The 23,196-nt window shown below is 60.9% G+C and carries 20 protein-coding genes and 1 other RNA gene; 14 read left to right on the plus strand and 7 right to left on the minus strand.

All coding sequences use genetic code 11. The features are described 5' to 3' along the window. The first annotated feature begins 84 nt into the window (after positions 1–84). Positions 85–1,758 carry a DNA repair protein RecN gene (gene recN / locus C4Q26_RS08295; protein WP_023378610.1) on the plus strand — a complete coding sequence of 558 codons (1,674 nt, stop codon included), beginning with the start codon at positions 85–87 and terminating at the stop codon, positions 1,756–1,758. A gap of 128 nt (positions 1,759–1,886) precedes the next feature. Here recN and fur read toward each other — a convergent pair whose 3' ends face one another. Next, positions 1,887–2,291 (minus strand): ferric iron uptake transcriptional regulator, encoded by a 405-nt coding sequence (fur, locus tag C4Q26_RS08300; protein ID WP_023378609.1) that lies wholly within the window; start codon positions 2,289–2,291, stop codon positions 1,887–1,889. Between the two features lie 97 nt (positions 2,292–2,388). Between fur and C4Q26_RS08305 the strand changes: the two genes are divergently transcribed. Continuing rightward, positions 2,389–2,919, plus strand: a complete 531-nt coding sequence (locus C4Q26_RS08305) for an outer membrane protein assembly factor BamE (RefSeq protein WP_023378608.1) — start codon at positions 2,389–2,391, stop codon at positions 2,917–2,919. A 58-nt stretch (positions 2,920–2,977) separates the two neighbouring features. Here C4Q26_RS08305 and C4Q26_RS08310 read toward each other — a convergent pair whose 3' ends face one another. Then, positions 2,978–3,280, minus strand: coding sequence for an RnfH family protein (locus C4Q26_RS08310; protein ID WP_023378607.1), 303 nt, complete (start codon positions 3,278–3,280; stop codon positions 2,978–2,980). Beyond that, positions 3,273–3,707 (minus strand): type II toxin-antitoxin system RatA family toxin, encoded by a 435-nt coding sequence (locus C4Q26_RS08315; protein WP_023378606.1) that lies wholly within the window; start codon positions 3,705–3,707, stop codon positions 3,273–3,275. Before C4Q26_RS08315 ends, C4Q26_RS08310 begins: the two co-directional genes overlap by 8 nt. A 162-nt stretch (positions 3,708–3,869) precedes the next feature. On the opposite strand from C4Q26_RS08315, the gene smpB reads away from it, so the two are divergent. Beyond that, positions 3,870–4,352 (plus strand): SsrA-binding protein SmpB, encoded by a 483-nt coding sequence (gene smpB, locus C4Q26_RS08320; protein ID WP_023378604.1) that lies wholly within the window; start codon positions 3,870–3,872, stop codon positions 4,350–4,352. Between the two features lie 57 nt (positions 4,353–4,409). Here smpB and C4Q26_RS08325 read toward each other — a convergent pair whose 3' ends face one another. Continuing rightward, positions 4,410–5,177 carry an FCD domain-containing protein gene (locus C4Q26_RS08325; RefSeq protein ID WP_023378603.1) on the minus strand — a complete coding sequence of 256 codons (768 nt, stop codon included), beginning with the start codon at positions 5,175–5,177 and terminating at the stop codon, positions 4,410–4,412. A gap of 256 nt (positions 5,178–5,433) precedes the next feature. On the opposite strand from C4Q26_RS08325, the gene C4Q26_RS08330 reads away from it, so the two are divergent. From C4Q26_RS08330 to C4Q26_RS08355, 6 genes are all read left to right on the plus strand, one after another. Next, positions 5,434–7,104, plus strand: a complete 1,671-nt coding sequence (locus tag C4Q26_RS08330) for a lactate permease LctP family transporter (RefSeq protein WP_023378602.1) — start codon at positions 5,434–5,436, stop codon at positions 7,102–7,104. 63 nt (positions 7,105–7,167) lie between these two features. Further along, on the plus strand, positions 7,168–8,343 hold the full coding sequence (gene lldD / locus C4Q26_RS08335; RefSeq protein ID WP_023378601.1) for an FMN-dependent L-lactate dehydrogenase LldD: 1,176 nt from the start codon (positions 7,168–7,170) through the stop codon (positions 8,341–8,343). A gap of 59 nt (positions 8,344–8,402) precedes the next feature. Then, complete coding sequence (locus tag C4Q26_RS08340; protein ID WP_104882964.1) at positions 8,403–11,219, plus strand: FAD-binding and (Fe-S)-binding domain-containing protein; 2,817 nt, start codon at positions 8,403–8,405, stop codon at positions 11,217–11,219. A 671-nt stretch (positions 11,220–11,890) separates the two neighbouring features. Next, positions 11,891–12,178, plus strand: a complete 288-nt coding sequence (locus tag C4Q26_RS08345; protein WP_023378599.1) for a hypothetical protein — start codon at positions 11,891–11,893, stop codon at positions 12,176–12,178. A gap of 103 nt (positions 12,179–12,281) precedes the next feature. Then, positions 12,282–12,673: a transfer-messenger RNA gene (gene ssrA, locus C4Q26_RS08350) on the plus strand. Between the two features lie 184 nt (positions 12,674–12,857). Further along, positions 12,858–14,114 carry an integrase domain-containing protein gene (locus C4Q26_RS08355; protein WP_104882965.1) on the plus strand — a complete coding sequence of 419 codons (1,257 nt, stop codon included), beginning with the start codon at positions 12,858–12,860 and terminating at the stop codon, positions 14,112–14,114. A gap of 303 nt (positions 14,115–14,417) precedes the next feature. On the opposite strand, the gene qatC is transcribed toward C4Q26_RS08355, so the two are convergent. From qatC to C4Q26_RS08375, 3 genes are all read right to left on the minus strand, one after another. Further along, positions 14,418–15,686: a Qat anti-phage system QueC-like protein QatC gene (gene qatC, locus C4Q26_RS08365; protein WP_104882966.1), complete on the minus strand. Its 1,269-nt coding sequence runs from the start codon at positions 15,684–15,686 to the stop codon at positions 14,418–14,420. After that, positions 15,683–16,276 carry a Qat anti-phage system associated protein QatB gene (gene qatB / locus C4Q26_RS28290; protein ID WP_256583391.1) on the minus strand — a complete coding sequence of 198 codons (594 nt, stop codon included), beginning with the start codon at positions 16,274–16,276 and terminating at the stop codon, positions 15,683–15,685. The genes qatC and qatB overlap by 4 nt, the downstream gene beginning before the upstream one ends. Before the next feature lie 310 nt (positions 16,277–16,586). Next, complete coding sequence (locus C4Q26_RS08375; protein WP_104882967.1) at positions 16,587–18,458, minus strand: P-loop NTPase fold protein; 1,872 nt, start codon at positions 18,456–18,458, stop codon at positions 16,587–16,589. A gap of 515 nt (positions 18,459–18,973) precedes the next feature. On the opposite strand from C4Q26_RS08375, the gene C4Q26_RS08380 reads away from it, so the two are divergent. The 5 genes from C4Q26_RS08380 (at position 18,974) to radC (ending at position 22,950) form a co-directional block, all read left to right on the plus strand. Beyond that, the gene (locus C4Q26_RS08380) at positions 18,974–19,303 is read left to right on the plus strand and encodes a hypothetical protein (RefSeq protein WP_104882968.1); all 330 of its coding nucleotides are present in this window, start codon (positions 18,974–18,976) and stop codon (positions 19,301–19,303) included. A gap of 92 nt (positions 19,304–19,395) precedes the next feature. Further along, a complete protein-coding gene (locus C4Q26_RS08385; protein WP_104882969.1) occupies positions 19,396–20,364 on the plus strand; it encodes a DUF932 domain-containing protein in 969 nt (322 codons plus the stop codon). Between the two features lie 74 nt (positions 20,365–20,438). Beyond that, positions 20,439–21,443 (plus strand): YqaJ viral recombinase family protein, encoded by a 1,005-nt coding sequence (locus C4Q26_RS08390; RefSeq protein ID WP_104882970.1) that lies wholly within the window; start codon positions 20,439–20,441, stop codon positions 21,441–21,443. Between the two features lie 87 nt (positions 21,444–21,530). Beyond that, a complete protein-coding gene (locus C4Q26_RS08395; RefSeq protein WP_104882971.1) occupies positions 21,531–22,481 on the plus strand; it encodes a hydrolase or metal-binding protein in 951 nt (316 codons plus the stop codon). Further along, a complete protein-coding gene (radC, locus tag C4Q26_RS08400; protein ID WP_104882972.1) occupies positions 22,453–22,950 on the plus strand; it encodes a DNA repair protein RadC in 498 nt (165 codons plus the stop codon). The genes C4Q26_RS08395 and radC overlap by 29 nt, the downstream gene beginning before the upstream one ends. Positions 22,951–23,196 lie beyond the last annotated feature (246 nt).

Below are 23,196 nucleotides of genomic sequence, written 5' to 3' on the forward strand. Positions count from 1 at the left end.
CGCAAGAATCTGCCAACGGGCATTGTCAGCCTCGAAAAAACTACTGTATAAATAACCAGACCAACCGCTTCGGGAGCCGCCCTCATGCTGGTGCACCTGTCCATTCACAACTACGCCATCGTCGAGCACCTCGACCTCGAACTGGCCCGTGGCATGTCCGTCATCACCGGTGAGACCGGCGCAGGCAAGTCGATCATGCTCGACGCCCTCGGCCTCACCTTGGGTGACCGTGCCGACAGCGGCGTTGTGCGTCCCGGCGCAGACAAGGCGGACATCCTCGCCACCTTCGACCTGGTGGACATCCCCGAGGCACGTGCCTGGTTGGCCGAACGCGACCTGGACATCGACGGGCCGTGCATCCTGCGCCGGGTCATCACCGCCGAGGGCCGGAGCCGCGGCTACATCAACGGCACACCCTGCCCGCTGGGCGACCTGAAGGCGCTGGGCGAACTGCTGATCGACATTCACAGCCAGCACGAACACCAGTCGCTGCTCAAGACCGACACCCATCGCCGCCTGCTGGACGAATATGCCGGTGCCATCGACCTGGCGCGCCAGGTGCAATTGGCCGCCAAACGCTGGAACCAGACCCGCCTCGAACTGGAGCGCCTGACCAACTCGAGCGACGAGCAACGCGCTCGCCATCAGCTGCTCAGCTATCAACTGGAAGAACTCGACAACCTGGGCCTGGGCGAAAACGAACTCGAACAACTCGAACAGGAACACAAGAACCTGACCAGTGCCGAGGCGCTGTTCGGCATTTGCCGCCAGGTCATCGACCAGTGCAGCGAGAGCGACTCGGGCAATGTGCTGAGCGCCCTCACCTCCAGCCTCAACCGGCTGGGCGCCGCCAACCATGCCCCCAAGGCACTGGCAGAGGCCGCCAACCTGATCGCCAGCGCGCAGATCCAGGTCGAAGAGGCCGTGGGCGAACTCAACCGCTTCTTGGACAACTTCGATGCCGACCCCATGCGCCTGCAAGCCCTGGAAGAACGCCTCGACACCCTCTACACCCTGGCACGCAAGCACCGCGTGCACCCGACCGAGCTACCGCACCTGCAACAACAGCTGATGGAAGAGCTGGAAGGGCTCAATGCCAGTGACGAATCCATCGAACGCCTGGGCGATGAGCTGACCGCCTACGCCCACCACTATAAAGAGAAGGCCAGCGAACTGAGCGCACTGCGTCGGCAGGCCGCCAGCCAGCTGGCAACTGCCGTCGAGCAGGAGATCCAGCGCCTGGGCATGCCCGGTGGGCGTTTCTGCATCGAACTGACACCAAACGACGGCCAGGAACTGTCGCCCCATGGCCTTGAGCAGATCGAACTGCTGGTCAGCGCCAACCCTGGGCAACCCCTCAAGGGCCTGGCCAAGGTGGCCTCGGGCGGTGAACTGTCACGCATCAGCCTGGCGATCCAGGTGATCACTGCTCAAACCTCCCGCATCCCGACGCTGGTGTTCGACGAAGTCGACGTCGGCATCGGCGGCCCCACCGCCGAAATCGTCGGCCAGTTGCTGCGCCGATTGGGTGAACGCGGCCAGGTCCTGACCGTGACCCACCTACCGCAAGTCGCCGCACAAGGGCATCACCATTTGTTCGTGCACAAGGTGCGCAACAGCGACACCACTCACACCGCAGTGACCAGCCTGGCCAAGCGCGAGCGGGTCGAGGAAGTGGCGCGGATGCTCGGCGGTATCGACTTGACCAAGGAATCCCTGGCGCATGCGCGCAAGATGGTGGTCAGCGGGAAGGCTTGAAATCTTCGGGCCCACCGGAGCCGTGTCCGAGCCGGCGCGCTGGCGATTGGGCAGACATGAATCACCCGAGCCCTAAAGTACAAAGGCGACCCTGAGGTCGCCTTTGTCATGAACAACGATAAAAATCGTTACTTCTTCTTACGTACATACAGGACCAGATTGTGGTCCACGAGCTCGTAGCCATGCTCGGCGACGATCTCTTTCTGACGTTTTTCGATCTCGGCATCCATGAATTCGATGACTTCGCTGGTGTCCACGTTGACCATATGGTCGTGGTGACCGCCGTCCGCCAGCTCGAACACTGCATGACCGCCGTCGAAGTTGTGGCGAACCACCAGACCCGCTGCTTCGAACTGGGTCAGTACGCGATAAACAGTAGCCAGACCGACGTCCTCGCCCGCCTCCATCAGCGCCTTGTAGACATCCTCGGCACTCATGTGACGCTGCTCGGTCGAGTCCAGCATTTGAAGGATCTTGACTCGAGGCAGGGTCACCTTGAGACCGGCTTTGCGCAATTCGCTATTTTCAACCATGGTCAGCTTTCTCGCCGATGCTGCTTCGCAGCTTCTCTTAATACGGGTATGATCGGGGTTTACGTTGTCCAGCCAAGATAGTGGAAGTCGCCCACCGATGCAAAACACCAAGCTCTTGCTAACCAGCCTCACCTTTGTGGGACTGCTCGCACTCGCCGGTTGCTCGTTTCCCGGGGTTTACAAAATCGACATCCAGCAGGGCAATGTCGTTACGCAAGACATGATAGACCAATTACGTCCCGGAATGACCCGCCGGCAAGTAAGGTTTATCATGGGCAACCCGCTGATTCAGGACACGTTCAACACCAACCGCTGGGACTACCTGTACAGTCTGCAGCCTGGTGGCGGGCAGCGCCAGCAGGAGCGCATGAGCGTCTTCTTCAACGAAAGCGACCAACTGGTCAGCCTGTCCGGCGACTTCATGCCCGGCGTGAGCAAGGACCAGGAAATTCTCGGCGGCAGCGGCGACACCACCGTCAGCCCAGCCGGCGAAGGCCAACCGACGCCGCAGCCGGAAGAAAAACCTGCCAAACCCGGTTCGGTGGAAGAATCCATCCAGCGCGAAATCGACACCATCGAGACCACCCCGGTCCCGACCCCAGCACCGCTGGAAACCTCGCCGCAGTAATATTGCGGACAACAAAAAGCCCGGATCGCATCCGGGCTTTTTTGTGCACCCCAGGCGACTAGCGCTTGGCCCTGGCCTTGGCGGCGCGCTGCTTGCGCGCCTCCAGAGGGTCGACCAGCAGGGGCCGATAGATCTCCAGGCGATCGCCCTCCTCTACCTGGCGCACCGCCGGGTCACTGACCACCTTGCCGAAAATGCCCACAGGGCAACCTTCGACATCCAGACCGGCCACCTGCCCCGCAATCCCCGAAATACGCAACGCCTCGCGTACGGTCGTACCACGGGGCACTTCGCAGGCAAGCAACCACTGGCGCTCGGGCGTGGCGTAGACCACTTCGATTTTCAGCGAGCGCTCAACCATTGAGCTGCTTGGCGCGCTGGCAGAACGCATCTACCAGGGTATTCGCCGCCTGGTTGAACAACGGCCCCAGGGTTGCCCGCACGATAGGCCCGGCATAGTCGAAGGACAGGTCCAGGCTGATCTTGCAGGCCTTTTCACCCAGCGGCTTGAACACCCATACACCATGCAACTGGGTGAACGGCCCTTCTTCGAGATTCATCTCGATGGACTGGCCTGGCACCAGCACATTGCTCGTTACAAACTGCTGGCTCATGCCACCCTTGGCCACTTCCAGCTTCGCGCGCATGTGCGTATCGCTGGCTTCGATCACGGTCGATGCCGAGCACCAGGGCAGGAACTTCGGGTAGCTGGCTACGTCGTTGACCAGATCGTACAGCGCCTGGGCGGGATACGGCAGCAGGGCGGAGCGTTGAATATGGGTAGTCATCCAGGCGTCACTTCCAAGGCTGGGTGGCGGCGCTTCGCAGCGTGCCGAAAACAGGTTCTGTGCAAAAGACAGGGCCCGTATTGTCCGGTATTCATTCCACTGGCTCAAGCACACTGAAATCCCGTAGCCGACGACGCAGCGACTGCCTATAATGCCGCCCCTATGGCTAAACAAAAGAAACATCCGACCGGGACCATCGCGCAAAACAAGAAGGCGCGACACGATTACTTCATCGAACACAAGTTCGAGGCCGGACTGGTCCTGTCCGGTTGGGAAGTAAAGAGCCTGCGGGCCGGCAAGGCACACCTGACCGACAGCTACGTGCTGCTCAAGGATGGCGAGGCCTGGCTGTTCGGCAGCCACATCACCCCGCTGACCACCGCCAGCACGCATGTCATCGCCGACCCCACCCGCACCCGCAAGCTGCTGCTGAACAAGCGCGAGCTCGAGCGCGTGGAAGCCTCCGTGGCGCAAAAAGGCTACACCTGCGTGGCGCTGTCGCTGTACTGGAGCAAGCACCTGATCAAGTGCGAAATCGCGCTTGGCAAGGGCAAGAAGGAGTTCGACAAGCGCGATACCATGCGCGAACGCGACTCCAACCGCGAGCTGCAGCGTGCGGTGCGCAACAAGGGCAAGGAAGAGTAATACGCTTCGGCCTGTGCTGGCCCTTTCGCGGGCAAACCCGCGAAAAGGCCAGCGTACTCAACGCCCGCTACGCCGCTCCGCCCGCGCGACCCGCTGCGCCTCTTCATGCGCCTCCTCCAGCACCTCCTGCACATACAGAATGTGCCGGCTGGACACCTCCCGCGCATCGTCAGCCCTGCCCTCGACAATCGCCAGGTACAGCTCCCGGTGCTGACTGATCAGCATGTCCCGGGTTTCTGAGCGCTGCTGGTACATGCCGCCGATATTGGTCACCACGTTACGCTTGAGCAGGTCGAACAACCCACGGATGGTGTGCAGCAGCACCGCATTGTGGCTGGCCTCGGCAATGGCCAAGTGGAAACGCGCATCGGCTGCGCCCTCCTCCGCCCGGGTGACTTCATCGACCCGGGTATAGCAGTCCTGCAAGGTGTCGAATGCCGCCTTCAGGCGCACGCGATCAGGCTCGGTGGCACGCTGCGCCGCGTAATAGGCGCAGGACGCCTCCAGGGTATGGCGAAACTCGAGCAAATCGCGCTGCGCCTCGGCGCTGTGCTCGAGCAGCTGGAGCAGAGGGTCACTGAAGGTCGAACCGAGGCTCTGCGCGACATAGTTGCCGCCACCCTGACGGCTGACCAGCAACCCTTTGGCCACCAGCTTCTGGATGGCCTCGCGCAGCGACGGACGGGACACCCCGAACTGCTCGGCCAGCACGCGCTCCGCAGGAAGCCGCTGCCCGGAGGTCAAGGTACCCTCGAGAATCATCCCTTCCAACCGATCGACGATGTCGTCGGACAGACGCCGTTGGCGGACCTGATCAAAAACCATCACATGCTCTCCACGAACCCCCTGCTTGTTTCGGGGGGCGTCTATTCTCGCCGATCCGCGCCGCGCAGACACCCATCAGCTATGGATTTTGCCAGCCAATCAGCTGGCCACTCATCGGCACGCGACCAAAGTTTTGCCTCGGACAAATTGACACACCCACGACAGCGCTTTTAACCTAGCGTCCAGCCATTGTAAATTGGTCTTACCAATTATCCAATGCCAGTGCCTGACCAACAACAATTAGGGGCCACCCCATATGCAAACCTGGCAACAACTCTATACCCCGCTTGGTAGTCTCGGCCTGTCCGCACTGGCGGCGGTCATCCCTATCGTGTTCTTCTTCCTCGCGCTCGCCGTGTTCCGCCTCAAAGGCCACGTCGCCGGCAGCATCACCCTTGCACTGTCGATCCTGGTGGCGATCTTCGCCTTCCAGATGCCTGCCGACATGGCCTTCGCCGCCGCCGGTTATGGCTTCCTCTACGGCCTCTGGCCAATTGCCTGGATCATCGTTGCCGCGGTGTTCCTCTACAAACTCACGGTCAAGAGCGGCCAGTTCGAAGTCATCCGCAGCTCGGTGCTGTCGATCACCGATGACCAGCGCCTGCAGGTGCTGCTGATCGGCTTCTGCTTCGGTGCCTTCCTCGAAGGCGCGGCCGGCTTCGGCGCACCGGTGGCCATCACGGCCGCGCTGCTGGTCGGCCTGGGCTTCAACCCGCTGTACGCCGCCGGTCTGTGCCTGATCGCCAACACCGCGCCCGTGGCCTTCGGCGCCCTGGGTATCCCGATCATCGTTGCGGGCCAGGTCACCGGTATCGACGCCTTCCACATTGGCGCCATGACCGGTCGTCAACTGCCGCTGCTGTCGCTGTTCGTACCGTTCTGGCTGGTGTTCATGATGGACGGCCTGCGAGGCGTGAAAGAAACCTGGCCAGCAGCCCTGGTCGCAGGCCTGAGCTTCGCCGTCACCCAGTACTTCACCTCGAACTTCATCGGCCCAGAACTGCCGGACATCACCTCGGCACTGGCCAGCCTGATCGCCCTGACCCTGTTCCTGAAAGTGTGGCAACCCAAGCGCTCGTTCGCAGAAGCCAAGGGCAGTGTCGGCGCCGCCGTGGTCAGCAGCGGTGGCAGCCAGCCTTCGCCCTACAGCCTGGGCGAGATCTTCAAGGCCTGGTCGCCGTTCCTGATCCTCACCGTGCTGGTCACCCTCTGGACCCTGAAGCCGTTCAAAGCCGCCTTCGCCGCTGGCGGATCGATGTACAACTTCGTGTTCAACTTCGCCATCCCGCACCTTGACCAGCTGGTGATCAAGACCGCGCCGATCGTCACCACCGCCACCGCAATGCCGGCCGTGTTCAAGCTCGACCCAATCTCCGCCACCGGCACCGCGATCTTCCTGTCGGCGCTGATCTCCATGGCAGTGCTCAAGATCAACGTCAAAACTGGTCTGACCACTTTCAAAGAAACCCTCTGGGAGCTGCGCTGGCCCATTCTCTCGATTGGCATGGTGTTGGCCTTCGCCTTCGTCACCAACTACTCGGGCATGTCGTCGACCCTGGCACTGGTGCTGGCTGGTACTGGCGCTGCCTTCCCGTTCTTCTCGCCGTTCCTCGGCTGGCTGGGCGTGTTCCTGACCGGTTCCGACACCTCGTCCAACGCGCTGTTCAGCTCGCTGCAGGCCACCACCGCGCACCAGATCGGGGTCAACGACACCCTGTTGGTGGCTGCCAACACCAGCGGCGGCGTGACCGGCAAGATGATCTCGCCGCAGTCGATCGCCGTGGCCTGCGCCGCGACCGGCCTGGTCGGCAAGGAATCCGACCTGTTCCGCTTCACCGTCAAGCACAGCCTGTTCTTCGCCACCATCGTCGGCCTAATCACCCTGATCCAGGCTTACTGGCTGACCGGCATGCTGGTTCATCACTAAAGTGAAAGGGGCCGGGCGCCATGGCGCGCCCGGTAACTTCCTCAACCCACGCTGCGAGAATCCATGATCATTTCCGCCTCCACCGACTATCGCGCCGCGGCCCAACGCAAGCTGCCCCCTTTCCTCTTCCACTACGCCGACGGCGGCGCTTACGCCGAGCACACCTTGCGTCACAACGTCTCGGACCTGGCCAGCATCGCCCTGCGCCAGCGCGTACTGAAGAACATGTCCGAGCTGAGCCTGAAGACCCAGCTGTTCGATGAAACCCTGAGCATGCCCGTGGCCCTGGCGCCCGTTGGCCTGACCGGCATGTACGCGCGCCGTGGTGAAGTGCAGGCGGCGCGCGCAGCCGCTGCCCATGGCATTCCGTTCACCCTGTCCACGGTGTCGGTGTGCCCGATCGAAGAAGTGGCTCCGGCCATCGACCGGCCCATGTGGTTCCAGCTGTATGTCCTCAAAGACCGCGGCTTCATGCGCAACGCCCTGGAGCGCGCCAAGGCCGCCGGCGTGAAGACGCTGGTGTTCACCGTCGACATGCCAGTGCCGGGTGCCCGCTACCGCGATGCCCACTCCGGCATGAGCGGCAAGAACGGCCCGCTGCGCCGCGTGCTGCAAGCCATGACCCACCCTGAATGGGCGTGGGACGTTGGCGTGATGGGCCGCCCGCACGACCTGGGCAACATCTCCAAGTACCGGGGCAACCCCACCGGCCTGGCCGACTACATCGGCTGGCTGGGCAACAACTTCGACCCGTCGATCTCGTGGAAAGACCTGGAATGGATTCGTGAATTCTGGGACGGCCCGATGATCATCAAGGGCATTCTCGACGCCGACGACGCCCGCGACGCGGTCAAGTTCGGCGCCGACGGCATCGTGGTGTCCAACCACGGCGGCCGCCAGCTCGACGGCGTGCTGTCCAGCGCCCGCGCCCTGCCGGCGATTGCCGACGCGGTGAAAGGCGACCTGAAGATTCTCGCCGACTCGGGCATTCGCAGTGGCCTGGACGTGGTGCGCATGATCGCCCTGGGTGCCGACACCGTCCTGATCGGCCGCGCCTTCCTCTATGCCCTCGCCGTCCACGGCCAGGCTGGGGTGAAGAACCTGCTCGAACTGTTCGAGAAGGAAATGCGCGTGGCGATGGTGCTGACCGGTGCCAAGTCGATCAGCGAAATCACCCGCGATTCGCTGGTTCGCGAACTGGGCGCGCTGAGCCGCTCCCACGAAGCCATCCCCGCCTGACTGCCTGATAAACCCGGGGCACGCGGCGCGACAGACGCCCGGCCCCGCGAGGAGACTGCATGAGCCTGCCCGCCGCGTTCCTGCGTGATGCCGAGCGCCTGATCCCCGCCGAACGCCGTTTCGACGACCCGACCTCGACCCTGGCCTTCGGCACGGACGCCAGCTTTTACCGGTTGATTCCCAAACTGGTCGTGCGCGTCGAGTCCGAGGACGAAGTGGTCGGCCTGCTCCACCTGGCCCAGCGCGAACGCGTGCCGGTCACCTTCCGCGCGGCTGGCACCAGCTTGTCTGGCCAGGCCATCAGCGACTCGGTGCTGATCGTCCTGGGCGACAACTGGAACGGCCGCGAAATCCGTGGCCAGGGCGAGCAGATCCGCCTGCAGCCCGGCGTCATCGGTGCCCAGGCCAACGCCTGGCTGGCCCCCTTTGGCCGCAAGATCGGCCCCGACCCGGCCTCGATCAATGCCTGCAAGATCGGCGGCATCGTCGCCAACAACGCCAGCGGCATGTGCTGCGGCACGGCCCAGAACACTTACCACACCCTGGCCGGCATGCGCCTGGTGCTGGCCGATGGCACGCGCCTGGACAGCGAGGACCCCGCCAGCGTCGCAGCCTTCGAGCACAGCCACGCCAGCCTGCTCGAAGCCCTGGCCCGCCTCGGTCGGGAAACCCGCGCCAACACCGAACTGGCCGACCGCATCCGCCACAAGTACCGGCTCAAGAACACCACCGGTCTGTCGCTGAACGCCCTGGTGGACTACGACAAACCGCTGGATATCCTGCAGCACCTGCTGGTCGGTTCCGAAGGCACCCTGGGCTTCATCAGCGCCGTCACCTACGACACCGTGCCGGACCACCCGCACAAAGCCAGCGCCCTGCTGGTGTTCCCCAGCGTGGAAAGCTGCTGCCGCGCCGTGACCGTGCTCAAGCGCCAGCCGGTTTCCGCCGTCGAACTGCTCGACCGCCGCAGCCTGCGTTCAGTGCAGGACATGCCCGGCATGCCGCTGTGGGTAAAAGGCCTGTCGGACCACGCCTGCGCCCTGCTGATCGAGTCCCGCGCCGCCAGCCGGAGCCTGCTGCACGAACAACTGCAGCAGGTAATGACCTCCATCGCCGAGTTCCCGCTGGAGCAGCAAGTCGACTTCAGCGAAGACCCCGCGGTGTACAACCAGCTGTGGAAAATCCGCAAGGACACCTTCCCCGCTGTCGGCGCCGTGCGCCAGACCGGCACCACCGTGATCATCGAAGACGTGACCTTCCCCATCGAGCAACTGGCCGAAGGCGTCAACCGGCTGATCCAGCTGTTCGACAAGCACCGCTACGACGAAGCGATCATTTTCGGCCATGCGCTGGAGGGCAACCTGCACTTCGTCTTCACCCAAGGCTTCAACAGCGCCGAGGAAGTGGCGCGCTACCAAGCCTTCATGGATGACGTGGCGCAACTGGTGGCGGTGGAGTTCGGCGGTTCGCTCAAGGCCGAACACGGCACCGGCCGCAACATGGCGCCGTTCGTCGAATTGGAGTGGGGCCATGATGCCTATCAGCTGATGTGGACGCTCAAGCGCCTGCTCGACCCCAACGGCATCCTCAACCCGGACGTGGTGCTGAGCGAAGACCCGGACATCCACCTCAAGCACCTCAAGCCCCTGCCGGCGGCCGACGAGATCGTCGACAAGTGCATCGAGTGCGGCTTCTGCGAGCCCGTGTGCCCGTCCAAGGGCCTTACCCTCAGCCCACGCCAACGCATCGTCATGTGGCGCGACATCCAGGCCAAGAAACGCGCCGGCATCGACACCCGCGAACTGCTGCAGACCTACCAATACCAAGGCATCGACACCTGTGCTGCCACCGGCCTGTGCGCCCAGCGCTGCCCGGTGGGCATCAACACCGGCGAACTGGTGAAGAAATTGCGCAGCCAGGCCGCCGAGCATGGCAAGACCGCCGATTGGCTGGCCGACCACTTCGGCACCGCGCTGGGCGGTGCCCGCCTGACCCTGACCGCCGCCAACACCGCCCGCAAGCTGCTCGGCGCCCCCCGCCTGGGCCGCCTGAGCGCCAGCCTGAGCAAAGCCAGTAAAGGCCGCTTGCCACAGTGGACGCCGGCAATGCCCCAGCCGCTGCGCCCGCTGGATTTCGGCACGGCCAGCAACGACGCCCGACCACGCGTGGTGTACCTGGCTGCCTGCGTCTCGCGGGTGATGGGCCCGGCTTATGCCGACCGCGAGCAAAGTTCACTGCTCGACAAGACCCGCGCCCTGCTGGAGAAGGCAGGTTACCAGGTGGTGTTCCCGGAGAACGCCGACAGCCTGTGCTGCGGCCAGCCGTTCGCCTCGAAAGGTTATCCCGAGCAAGCGGAGCACAAGCGCCAGGAGCTGATCAACGCCCTGCTGCATGCCAGCCGTGGCGGCCTCGACCCGATCTATTGCGACACCAGCCCCTGCACCCTGCGCCTGGTGCAGGACCTGGGTGAAACCCGCCTGGACCTGTACGACCCGGTGCGCTTTATCCGCACTCACCTGCTCGACAAGCTGGAGTTCACCCCTCAGGACGAGCCGGTGGCCGTGCATGTGACCTGCAGCACCCAGCACCTGGGCGAGAGCCAGGCCCTGATCGACCTGGCGCGGCGTTGCAGCAATCAGGTGGTGATCCCGGAAGGGATTCACTGCTGCGGCTTTGCCGGTGACAAGGGCTTCACCACGCCTGAGCTCAATGCGCATTCGCTGCGCAGCTTGAAGGATGCGGTGCAGTATTGCAGTGAGGGCATTTCTACGAGTCGTACCTGTGAGATTGGGTTGTCCAGTCATAGCGGTATCGACTACCACGGGCTGGTGTACCTGGTGGACCGCGTGACACGGCCTCGGGGGGGGGTGAGTTGAGGGCGGTGGGTGGTCTCGAGAGGTGATCGCCTTGAGGTGTTCAGGGGATGGGAGATCGAGCGCCGCCCGCGCGGCGCATCGCGAGCAAGGCTCGCGCCTACGTCTGTTTCGGGCCAGTCACGACAGTGACAGATGCGCGCGACCGCCTGGTTTGTACGACACGATATGGTGCCATGCACCCAGGCGTTCGCGCGCGAATCCCGCAGGAATCGTAGGAGCGAGCCTTGCTCGCGATGCGCCGTACGGGCGGCGCTCGATCTCCCAGGCCCCCATGGGCGATGCCTTGGGGGTGATCAGCCAGTTCGAACGTGTACCCTGGAGGCAGAATTAGCGCCTGCACGCCCTAATAGGTGCGTTGGTCGGGCGTAAGCGCAAAGACAGTTGGCTCCCTACGTCTGTTTCGGGCCAATAACGCCAGTGACAGATCCGCGAGACCGCCTGGTATGTACGACCCGGTATCGCGCTAGGCACCCAAGCGCTCGCACACATATCGCATCGGCAAAAACGGCCCCCAACCAGTGTAGGAGCGAGCCTTGCTCGCGATGCGCCGCGCCCAATCCCCCCTAACAACCCCAAGCCCTCCCCCCCCCACCACCCCGATTGAACCCTCGGCACCTCCCCACAGTCCACCTAACAGGCCCACCTTCCAGAGGCCCTCAAAGGAGACACCCATGAAAGGTACTGCGCTTTCCGCCCTCTTCGCCGCGGCCACCCTCCTGGCTGCCCCAGCGTTCGCCGCCGAAGACCTTTGCACGGCCAACCTGCAGAAAATCGACGACAGCATGGCCACCGCTGGCGCCACCTCCGAAGGCCTGGACAAAGCCATCACCGAGCACGTCGACAAAGCCAAGGCAGCACAAGCCTCAGGCGATACCAAAGAGTGCATCGCCATCACCACCAAAGTGCTTGAGCGTCTGGAGAAAACCGACAAGAGCAGCGGCTCCCCGAGCGGAGCGTGACCCCAAGGGGCGGGCGACAGGACGGACAGTCGACGTCGCCCGCGCAAACGCGTATACTCCATCGTGCGTACCGAAAGGTAAGCCAGCTAGAGAGCTGTAGCGTGGGGCCGATCAGGATTCGACGCCGGTAGCGAAACTCTAGGTGCATGCCGAGTTGGTAACAGAACTCGTAAATCCACTGTTGCAACTTTCTATAGTTGCCAATGACGAAAACTACGAGGGCTACGCTCTCGCTGCGTAAGCAGCTGAGCCCGCTCTCCTGGTAGCTTCGGCTCCAGCAATCATCAGGGGATGCCTGTAAACCCGAAATGATTGTCATACAGAACAGGATCGTCGTGTAGCACGTTGGGGGCAAAGCGACTAAAACTTACCCAACTCGTCCAAAGCACCCTGCCCGTCGGGCGGCTGCGGATTAACTCAGTAGACACGGCTAAGCATGTAGTACCGACAGCGGAGTACTGGCGGACGGGGGTTCAAATCCCCCCGGCTCCACCAAATTTACATCTAAAGACGTCCACGGACGTCTTTTTTTGTGTCTGAAAGCCAGTAAATACGCGGCTTTCTACGCCATCGGCGTCCACGGACGTCCATGAGCAGCTACACCTTTTGGCATTCCAAATGGCATTCCAAGCCCGTAGGTGCTAATTTTTGGAATGCCAAAATCAAGTCTGGAATGCCAATGTGCGCACAAGCTACCCGCCTCTCTGAACTCAAAGTCAAATCTGCCAAGCCTGCTGAAAAGGACTACGTCCTATTTGATGGCGGTGGACTTCAAATGCGAGTGAGAAGCAATGGTTCCAAGCTGTGGAACTTCAACTATCGACACCCAGTGACGAAGAAGCGGATCAACATGGGACTGGGAACCTTCCCCGAAGTCTCGCTGGCCCAAGCACGCAAGGGTTCCGTTGAAGCGAGGGAAGCACTTGCCCACGGCATCGACCCTAAAGAGAAGCGGGATGCTGTGCTGCAAGCTAAACAAGCTGCGACTGAGCACACACTTCAGAATGTGGCGACGTCCTGGTATGAACTGAAGAAGGATGCTGTGACGCCGGCCTACGCTGAGGACATCTGGCGCTCGCTAACATTGCACATATTCCCGGACTTGGGCTCCACACCGATCTCAGCCATCAACGCACCGCAAGTCATCAATCTGCTCCGACCACTCGAAACCAAGGGCAGCCTTGAAACCGTGAAGCGGCTGACGCAGCGGCTCAACGAAATCATGACCTACGGGGTCAACTCGGGACTGATTCACGCGAACCCGCTCAGCGGTATCCGCTCCGTCTTCAAGAAACCGAAAAAGAAAAACATGGCGGCACTGCCCCCCGATGAGCTGAAAGAGCTCATGGTGGCAATCGCCAATGCCAGCATAAAAAGAACAACCCGCTGCCTGATCGAGTGGCAGCTCCACACCATGACCCGGCCAGTGGAGGCAGCAACCACCCGCTGGGCAGATATCGACATCGAGAAGAAGATCTGGACGATCCCTGCGGAGCGTATGAAGAAGCGCCGCACGCACATTGTCCCGCTCACAGAGCAGGCTCTCGCGCTCCTGGAAGCGATCAAACCCTACAGCGGACATCGGGAGTATGTGTTCCCCGCAGACCGGAACCCCCGCACCCACTGCAACAGCCAGACTGCCAACATGGCGCTGAAGCGAATGGGCTTCGAGGGGCGTCTGGTCAGCCACGGCATGCGCTCGATGGCCAGCACCATCCTCAACGAGCATGGCTGGGATCCCGAATTAATCGAGGTAGCACTTGCCCACGTCGATAAGGACGAGGTTCGCAGCGCCTACAACCGTGCGGACTACATCGAACGGAGACGCCCAATGATGGCCTGGTGGAGTGAGCACATCCAGGAATCAGCGACGGGCAATCTATCGGTGTCAGCTATCCAGGAGAATCGGGACAGAAAAGTCGTTTTGATACGCTGATCAACAAACACTGTCCCAAAGTAGCCGGTCGCAGCAGGCTACAAACAGCCATAAGCAGACACTCTGCGATTTGTCTAGGCTATGTGAGGTTTCAATCCTGCTAGCCCTAGCGGAAATCGTCGCTGAAGAAGTCGCCAGTGGTAAGTTGGTTCAGGTACTTGAGGGCTGGGAAGGCCAGCCCATCACTATCTACGCGATGAAAGAGACGAGACTGCTGCCCGCAAAGACGCAGGGATTCATCGAGTTTCTGAGAGCTCGCTTGAGCCCGGATGAATGAATGCAGTATGGCTAGTGCAGCGTCATTCAGACAAGCCCATAGAACGAGTGCAATTTCGCCAGCTCATCAAGGCCCTGGACGAGCATTCGCCGATACCCGACCCTGTCAGTAATGAACGGCGAAAAAAGGCTGTGCCCTAGCCACTGATCGAACCCGTCCTGCGCAACACTCGCCACCGCCATCCCCACAGAACGAACGTCTTCGAAGCGCCCATACTGAGGGCTATCGATGCTCAGGTCGCCGTAGACGTATGGCGTACTGTCTCGCAGCGCACCCCATCGCTTGAAGGAGGCTCTTCTGACCTGGCACGGAACACATCGCCCGCAATGCTTGTATCCAAACCGCTGAAAACGCCCGCAGCTGGTCGATGTCACAGCATGCAGTTTGAGTAGATCCTGGTTTAGGCACCCCGCCAACATCTCGCCTTTTGTCATCAGCGCGTAGGGGTTCTGAATCTGAACGTTGATACCGGCAGCATCGAAGATCTGCTGCAATCGACCGAGGTATTCAGGGTGCGCGGTGCGGGTACTCAAGCTACCGAGCCGAGTCACGGTCAATGGGGGGTTGATGGCAATAAAACCATTCTCACAGATGTAGAGAGGTACGCGATCACCCTGATGATAGCGATCAAGGGACGTCGCAACGGCCAATCCAAATGCCAGAAAAACGATGGATCGTGCCCGCTGGGAAGGCTCTTGAGGCCCCGGAGACTTAGCAACGTGATTGAGGCCGATCCTAGACAACCCAAGACTTTGAGCGAACGCGTCTTGCTTCTCACCATCCCCCCGGACAATTTGGCTTACGGCATAAGGCCTCACCCCCTGAGCGACCAGATCGATGGCACCGATCAGGCTATCCATTCCACCAGAAAGCAGGGCGACCGAATCTTCTCGGGGATGTAATGCCTGCAGCTGAGCAGGTGGCCCATACCCACCTGAATGAAAGACGAACGTCCACACGTCTGTCGTCAAAAAGCCCAACGCAGCTTCCAGCGCTCGTGACTGAGCATTCCAGAACGCAGGATCCTGAACAGCAATATGAAGTTCGAGCGTACGCGTCCATCCATCCGTGCTACTGGCACGCAGATCTGTGAAGTCCGCCGCAACGACGGAAAGAGCAATGCTCAGAAAATCCCACGCCTGAGGTGAGATTTCCAAGTGAGCCTTCTCAAGCAGATGCCGGGCATAGCCTCCAACACTTACCTGCCCCTTTTTCGCCTGGCCATAGATCACCACCTGCATCGCCTGGTCAACAGCTCGCACCTGGAAGCCGGCAGGGCCACAAATGAACTTCATTCGACATACCCCTCAAAAACTTCAAAGGTCTCCTGTAGCGCCTGGGTCACGACTTGGGAAATCCGCCCCGTCGTCAACCGTGCTCCAGTGGCTGCAATTGTGCGAAAGGACGCCGATACACACTCCTTGATGTACTCCTTGATCTCTTTCAGGCGCCGTACCGCAACCAAGGCCGACGAGGCTTTCTCCTGGATCGTTTTCCCCAGATCAAGCTCGTACCGGTGAAACACATCCATCGCGGTGAAGCGCTCAATTGCGTAGGCCCGCTCCTCAGGAGCCAGATTCAGCAAATCGGCATTGGGGTACTTCACAAGGACATCGGATAGAGAACCACGGATTGAAGCTCGCTCAGCTTCCGCATCCTGAGTGCCATCCACAGGGCGTACGGCCTCGACCAGCGCATCCATCACTTCCGATGCCGACTGACCGCTCAATAGAACGGGATCAATGGGGTTCGGATTTGCCTGGCTGGTACCTTCAGCCACCGACTGCAGGGTACTGCCCAGTATCGCGGCAACTGCCGCTGTGCCGCCAAATCGAGCAGTGGTGGTCTTGGCTCCTCCATACCCATACTTGACGTAGTGCTTCAAACTCCTCTGGAGACCGCTGCGATCACCGTTCTTGGCATAGTCACCCAACCCCCTACGCGCCCCGCCAAAACGGCCTGGTGGCGCGAGTGGTGGCGGCGACTCCGGAGCTGTCCTCGAGTCGTTGTCATCCTCCGGAGAATCATCTGGTTGATGACCATCTTGATCAGTCTGATCCTCTCCGGGATCAGGCAGCTCAGGGTCTGGCAGATCCTGTGGCTCTGGAGGCAGAGGTGGAACAGGTGGTGGAGGCACTGGCGGCAGCGGAGGCGTCCACGGGGGCACCATAGGCACCCCTTTGCCTGGTCCGTCGCTATTTTGGGACGTTCCCATTCAACTTCCTTATTGCAGCTTTAACAGGGGCACTGGCATCAAGGTTCAGCCAGTAATCGAATACAGACCTCGCCCATGCTTCGTCTTTCAGCTTCGGCACAATCCCCGCCTGGATCTGCGCGGGCGGACGCTCTTTCAAAAATGCTGCGAGGCGTGGGCCCTGCAACCCATCAATACCGGCGATGACCAGCATCGCATCCAGAACAGCTGGCACTCCCCACTCTTGCTCGCTACCTGCTTTGTCGAGGAGTCGATCCATGATCACATTGATCTCGATGGGAGCAATGTGCCCAAGGCGATCCTTGAGCTGAGCCGCCATATCGGGCGAGTCGAGCAACGCGGTAAGCAACTCGGCGGCGGTCGATGAAAGTCGATCTTCGTCCGTGATAATCGGCGCATGTTCGCGGCTGACGTAAATGGCGCCGCGCAAATCCTTGTCCGCCAGTGCCGGGGGCAGGGCAAGCCACTCTTTCACGAAGGGGTGATCCCAGGGCTGCGGCAAAGAAAAGTCCTTGCCCTGCTTCACATCAGCTTCCCAGTCGGTGAGCATCGCGGGCTTGCCATGCTTATCAGCCGCAACCGCCTTCATCAGCTCTTCAAAGGCCTTGGGATTCCCGCTGCGCTCGAACAACATCAATTTGACCAATGCTGCCTCATCCACCCCCACACCGTGGGCACGAGAGATACTCATCCGGATCGCCAGAGCGTTTAGAAACCGCTTGATGAGCCGGGGGTTGCCATGAATGCCCGACGCTGAGGTCATCACTGCTGCAAGTCGCTCTGCCGTGTCGAATTTCCCGATCAGCTCCTCAGGGTATTTGTTGGACAGGGACTGCATGAAGGCCCTGTCCACTCGGCCACCCTGCCAGGTTGTCCGAAGCTGATCGCGAACGCTGACACGAATTGACTCGATCTCTTCTTTGGGCAGGCCGCTGTTCTCTGTGAACAGCATCATCATGTACGCCCGCACTTCCTGCGTCCCCAAAGGCGGCACCCGGATCGGAACCTGGATCAGCTTGTCGAAATAGCTGGTGACCAGGATATCGTCCGGTACCCCGCTGAAATGCCGGCGCACCGCATGCTTGATCATTTCGTTATCCGCAGCGATGACAAAGGCCGTATTGCGCAAGAACAGGAAAAGCCTGATTGCCTCGAGGGTCGAGATTGTTGTTTCGGGCAAGCAACGATCCAGGTCGTCGATCAGAACGACCAATGTGACACCAAGCTCGTCCAAGACCGACTCAAAATTATCTCGAAGCGCCTGAATCTCCTTGGGCGGAGAGGTTCTTTTGGGGTTTTCCCTGATGAGTTTCTTGGCCTCATCCGCCACCTTCTCGGCTTTATCATGGGTCTCGCCGATCATCGCCTGATCGACCTCACCAGACCACCATTGCTTGGCCAAGCCCCACATATCACCGATAAGACCAGGTGCCGGCACACCAGCTGCGAAAGACACCGCCGCGCCGCCCATAAGCTTGGCCACACGCAGCCAATTCACACGCTCAGCCAGCTCGGTAACCTTGTCGAGTGCCGTTTGCCGCGCCTCGGCCTCTTCTTGCAGGCGGGACGCGATGACATCCATCAATGCAGCGCGCGCATCGTCATACCCTTGGTACAGCCAGGCATTGAACTCAACAAAGACGAAGTCTTTCTCAGGCTTTTTCCCCGGTTCCGGAGGATTACGTAGCGACGCCTGGATCAGCTTGATCATGGATGACTTGCCTGCCCCCCACGCACCAGAAACCCCGATGGAAATCGGACGTCCATTGGCCTGGTACACGATCTCTGCGACGGTGTCGGCTACCCCAGAAAAATTGAGGAAGTCCGTGTCTGTTTCGTTATCGACCCACATCATGCCCCTCCTTGGCCGCTGTCAGCATGTAGCCGTGGCAAGGCATCTATAGTAACGGATCCGATGTAGATAGAGACAACTGGCCATCCGCTCTATTTAGGCTACATGACACTCTGCTGCTATAGGTCGGGCGCTGCCAGGCGGCGTACATTAGGGCTGCGCCTATCCTTCGCGCGATACCGCCCACGGCTAAAGACCCAAATCTTGAGAAAACGCAGCATCCCGAATTGCGCCCGTGGCCCAGCCATCCCGAATCAGCCGACTCAAGAGTCGGTCTCGCAAATGGACCTCTCAGGGTCTCAGGCGAGCATACGTACCCGCCTCGGGCATCCACGACCTTGAAGTGTGGCGCAAGCGAAAAGGGGGTAGATTTATTTATTGGGATTGACTGTCCTCTCCTGGCCGACTGTAGGCCGTTACGCCATTAGCTTCGCTGCTGAAAAGCGGCCATTCGATTCAAAAAATTCTCAGCCCCACATTACCGCAATGACATCAGTACCAAGGAGATTCGTCCCATGTCATTGCAGTGCCCCCGTTGTCATTCCCGCAAAGTCGCTTCTTTCCATCACGCCATGAAAGTCGGCGCGACCATCGGCACCGTGGGCGGTGTTGCGCGTGGCGTCAGTGCTGCCCTGGCTGGTGGTCAGGCCGGCGCAGCTATCGGTGTGCTCGCCGGGCCAGTCGGCATCACCCTAGGTTCCGTGTCGGGCGCCATCCTCGGTGGCCTGGCTGGCGGGGTTGGCGGTTGCGCGCTCGGCGCTCAGCTCGGTGAGTCGCTTGACCGCCACGTCCTGGCCCACAACCTCTGCCTACTCTGCGGTCACCGCTTCAACCTCCCGACCTAACCAAGTCAACTTACCTTCTATTTATTACGTCCGGTCGGTGCTGCGCCTCGCGCAGCGTTTCATGCCGACTTGCACCTAAAGGAATCGTTCACATGGCTCATCTCGTCGAAACTATGGCCTACGCTGGCACAACTCCCTGGCACGCCCTGGGCAATCAACTCACCCAGAAACAGCCCATCGAAGTCTGGCAACGCGAAGCCGGCATGGACTGGCAGATCCTGGAAAGCCCTGTGCACTTCAAGTCGGATGCAGTTGGCCACTTGGGTGCGATCCACTCCTTTCCCGAACAGAAAGTGCTGTTCCGTTCGGACACCAAGGCACCGCTATCGGTGGTCTCTCAGCGCTACCACGCTGTGCAACCTCGGGAAGTGTTGGAGTTTTATCGCGACCTCACCGAGGTTTCCGGCTACGAGTTGGAAACGGCCGGCGTGCTCAAGGGTGGGCGCAAGTTCTGGGCGCTGGCGCGTACCGGGCAAGGCGCGGCGCTCAAGGACAACGACCAGGTGAATGGCTATCTGCTGCTGGCGACCTCCTGCGACGGCACCCTGGCCACCACAGCCACACCAACCACGGTGCGTGTCGTGTGCAACAACACCCTGACCATCGCCCTTGACGGCACCAGCCGGGCGATCAAGGTGCCACACAACACCCGCTTCGATTCGAAAGTGGTGAAGAAGCAACTCGGTATCGCCGTCTCGCAATGGGACGACTTCATGTACCGCATGCGCGCGCTGGCCGAACGCAAGGTGCAGTGGCATGAGGCACTGGGGTTCTTTATGGGCGTGCTATGCGAAACCAGTCCGACCGGTGCGCTGCCGGAGCAACTGCCCAACGAGCGCGCCCTGCGCAAAGTCCAGGAGCTGTACGAGGGCCGGGGCCGGGGCAGTCAGCTGGATTCGGCACGCGGCACCGCCTGGGGCTTGCTCAATGCCGTGACCGAGTTTGTCGACCACGAGCGCCGCACCCGTAGCAACGAGTACCGCATGGACTCGGCCTGGTTTGGCCAGGGGGCGCAGATCAAGCAACGCGCCCTGGATGCCGCACTGCAGCTCGCAGCTTAACCCGCACTTACCTCAACCTCGCGCCCAGTCAGCCTTGTGCTGGCTGGGCGTTTTTATGTCTGCAGGTGAATACCATGAAAGCAACGTCATTGAACGGCAGCACCCGCAAGAAACGCCCTGCCCTGCGCCTGGTCAGCACCAAGGAGCTGCCGCGCGAGGACTGGCTGCAGATCCGCAAACAAGGTATCGGCAGTTCGGATGCCGCCGCTGCGGTGGGGCTAAACCCCTACAAGTCGCAGCTGGAACTGTGGCTGGAGAAAACCGGCCGCGATGCTGGGCTACCGAAGGTTGATCCTCACGATGAGGAAAGCCCGATGTACTGGGGCAATGTCCTGGAGCCCATCGTGGCCTGGCACTACAGCAAACGCACCAAGAACAGGGTCCGTCGCATCAACGCTGTTCTGCAGCATCCGGATCCGGAGTTGCCCTGGATGCTCGCTAACATCGACCGCGAGGTGATCGGTGCCGACGGTGTGCAGATCCTCGAATGCAAGACCGCCGGCATAAACGGGGCACGCCTCTGGAAAGAGGGCGTCCCCGAGTATGTTCAGCTTCAAGTGATGCACCAACTCGCCGTCACCGGCAAGCAGGCTGCAGATGTGGCGGTGCTGATCGGCGGTCAGGAGTTGGAGGTCCATCGAATTGAGAGGGACGAACAACTCATCGCGCGCCTGATCGAACTGGAGCGCAAGTTCTGGCAGTACGTGGAGACCGATACACCACCGCCAGCCGATGGCACCGCCTCTGCTGAATCCGCATTGCGCTGTCTTTATCCGGAGGACAACGGCCAAGTCGTCGACTTCAGTGATCATGCAGGACTGAGCGCTGCCTTCATCGAGCTCAAGGCCGTCCGCCAGTCGATTGCCGGCAAGGAAAAGCGCGAGGCCGAGCTCAAGCAGATGCTACAGCAGGCCATGGGCGATGCCAGCCGGGCGGAGTTCACCAGCGGCTACGTCAGCTGGCGCAAAGCCAAGGACAGTGTCGGTCTCGATGTCGCTCAGCTGCTCCAGGACAAGCCTTACCTGCAGGCCAAGTACCCGCTATTGAAACCCGGTGCGCGGCGCTTTCTGGTCGGCTGAACCATCTTCATCCCCCTTTCCTCCCCTTGGCCAGTCCATGCAGTCGCGCTGCATCGCTGGCCTTTTTTCATTTCTAGGAGAACCACCATGTTGAAAGGCTTAGCCCTAACGCCTCCCGTGCTCGGGCGCATCTCCATCGGTAAGGTCACCGAGAAGAACGGCAAGCGCCTACCGGAGAAGGATGACCAGTTCACCGTTACCTCCCAAGTGCAAGGCAAGGACGGCTGGTTGCTGCATCCGCTCAACGACGAACTGCGTCAGGGCAAGGACAACAAATTGCGCAGCATCCCGGTGCGCCTGCTGTTCAACGAGCCTGAGCTGAACTTTCGTGCCGACTACACCCTATTTGATCGGCAGTCCGGACGACCGCTGTGCGTGGGCAACGGTGAGACCTGCAAGCGCGTCACCCAAGACGGTATGCAGTCCCTGCCCTGCCCTTCGCCGGATGCCTGCCCATTGGCCAAGGGTAATGCCTGTAGGCCCTACGGACGGCTGAACGTGGTCATTGGCGATGAGGATCCGCTCGGTAGCTTCGTGTTCCGCACCACCGGCTTCAACAGCATCCGCACCCTAGCTGCCCGGCTGTATTACTTCCAGGCCATCTCCGGTAACCGCCTGGCGTGCCTGCCGCTAGAACTGCGCCTGCATGGCAAGTCCACTCGCCAGAGTCATGGCACGCCGATCTTCTACGTCGACCTGACAGTACGCGGCGGTATGGACATGGCCGAGGCGCTGCAAGCCGCCAATGAGCTCGATGCGCAGCGGCAAGCAGCAGGCTTCGATCAAGCTGCGCTGGATGAAGCGGCGCAGAGTGGCTTCGCCAATGGCGCGTTCGAGGACAGCGAGGAGGACGCCGGCACCATCGTCAAGGAGTTCTACCCCGCAGAGGAAAGCCAATCCCCTGCTGCCAACACTCCCCAGCGATCTGTGAAAAACAGCCTGACCGAGAAGCTGGAGGTACAAGCCCAGCGCCATACCCCACCGATTGATCACCGCCAAGGAGCCCAGCATGCGCCTGCACAAGCTGAAAGCCAGTGACTCGACCGGCACCTACCTGATCGAGTCACCGGTCACCGAAACCGACATCCTGCTGATGGCCCGCCAGTTGGCGAGTCTGCGTCTGCGTCGAGGGCGAGCACTGACATCACCGACAGAGGTGTTTAGCCACTTGCAAGCACTGCTGGCCGAGTATGAGCATGAAATTTTCGGCCTGCTCATGCTCGACAGCAAAAATCGCGTGATCAATTTCCATGAGCTGTTCAGGGGCACCTTGGACGGCGCCAGCGTCTATCCACGTGAGGTCGTGAAGCTAGCTCTAGAGCACAATGCCGCCGCAATGATCCTAGTGCACAACCATCCATCTGGAGACCCCGAACCAAGCCTGGCTGATCGCAACCTCACCCACAAGCTAAAGGAGGCGCTGGATCTGGTCGGGGTGCGAACCCTAGATCATATCGTGGTAGGCCATGAAGGCTGCGTATCGCTGGCGGAACAGGGCTGTCTGTAAGGAGGCGATATGAAGCAACTAATACGCACCTTCACAGCCGCGTTCATGTTTACCGGCATATTGGTCGGCTGCTTGGTAATATTGCTGCTGGTAGTACTGATGGTGCGCTTTCCGCCACTGCTCGCGGCTGTGGTGGTGGCGTGTTGGGTCCTCAATCGGCTCCAACGGACTTAATTTGATAGCGAATATTCAGTGAGAGCCGCATTCAAGCGGTTCTCTCTGAACAGGTCACTAGCTGTTCTTTTT

It is taken from the genome of Pseudomonas sp. SWI44, assembly GCF_002947915.1.
GTDB classification, from domain to species: Bacteria; Pseudomonadota; Gammaproteobacteria; order Pseudomonadales; family Pseudomonadaceae; genus Aquipseudomonas; species Aquipseudomonas taiwanensis.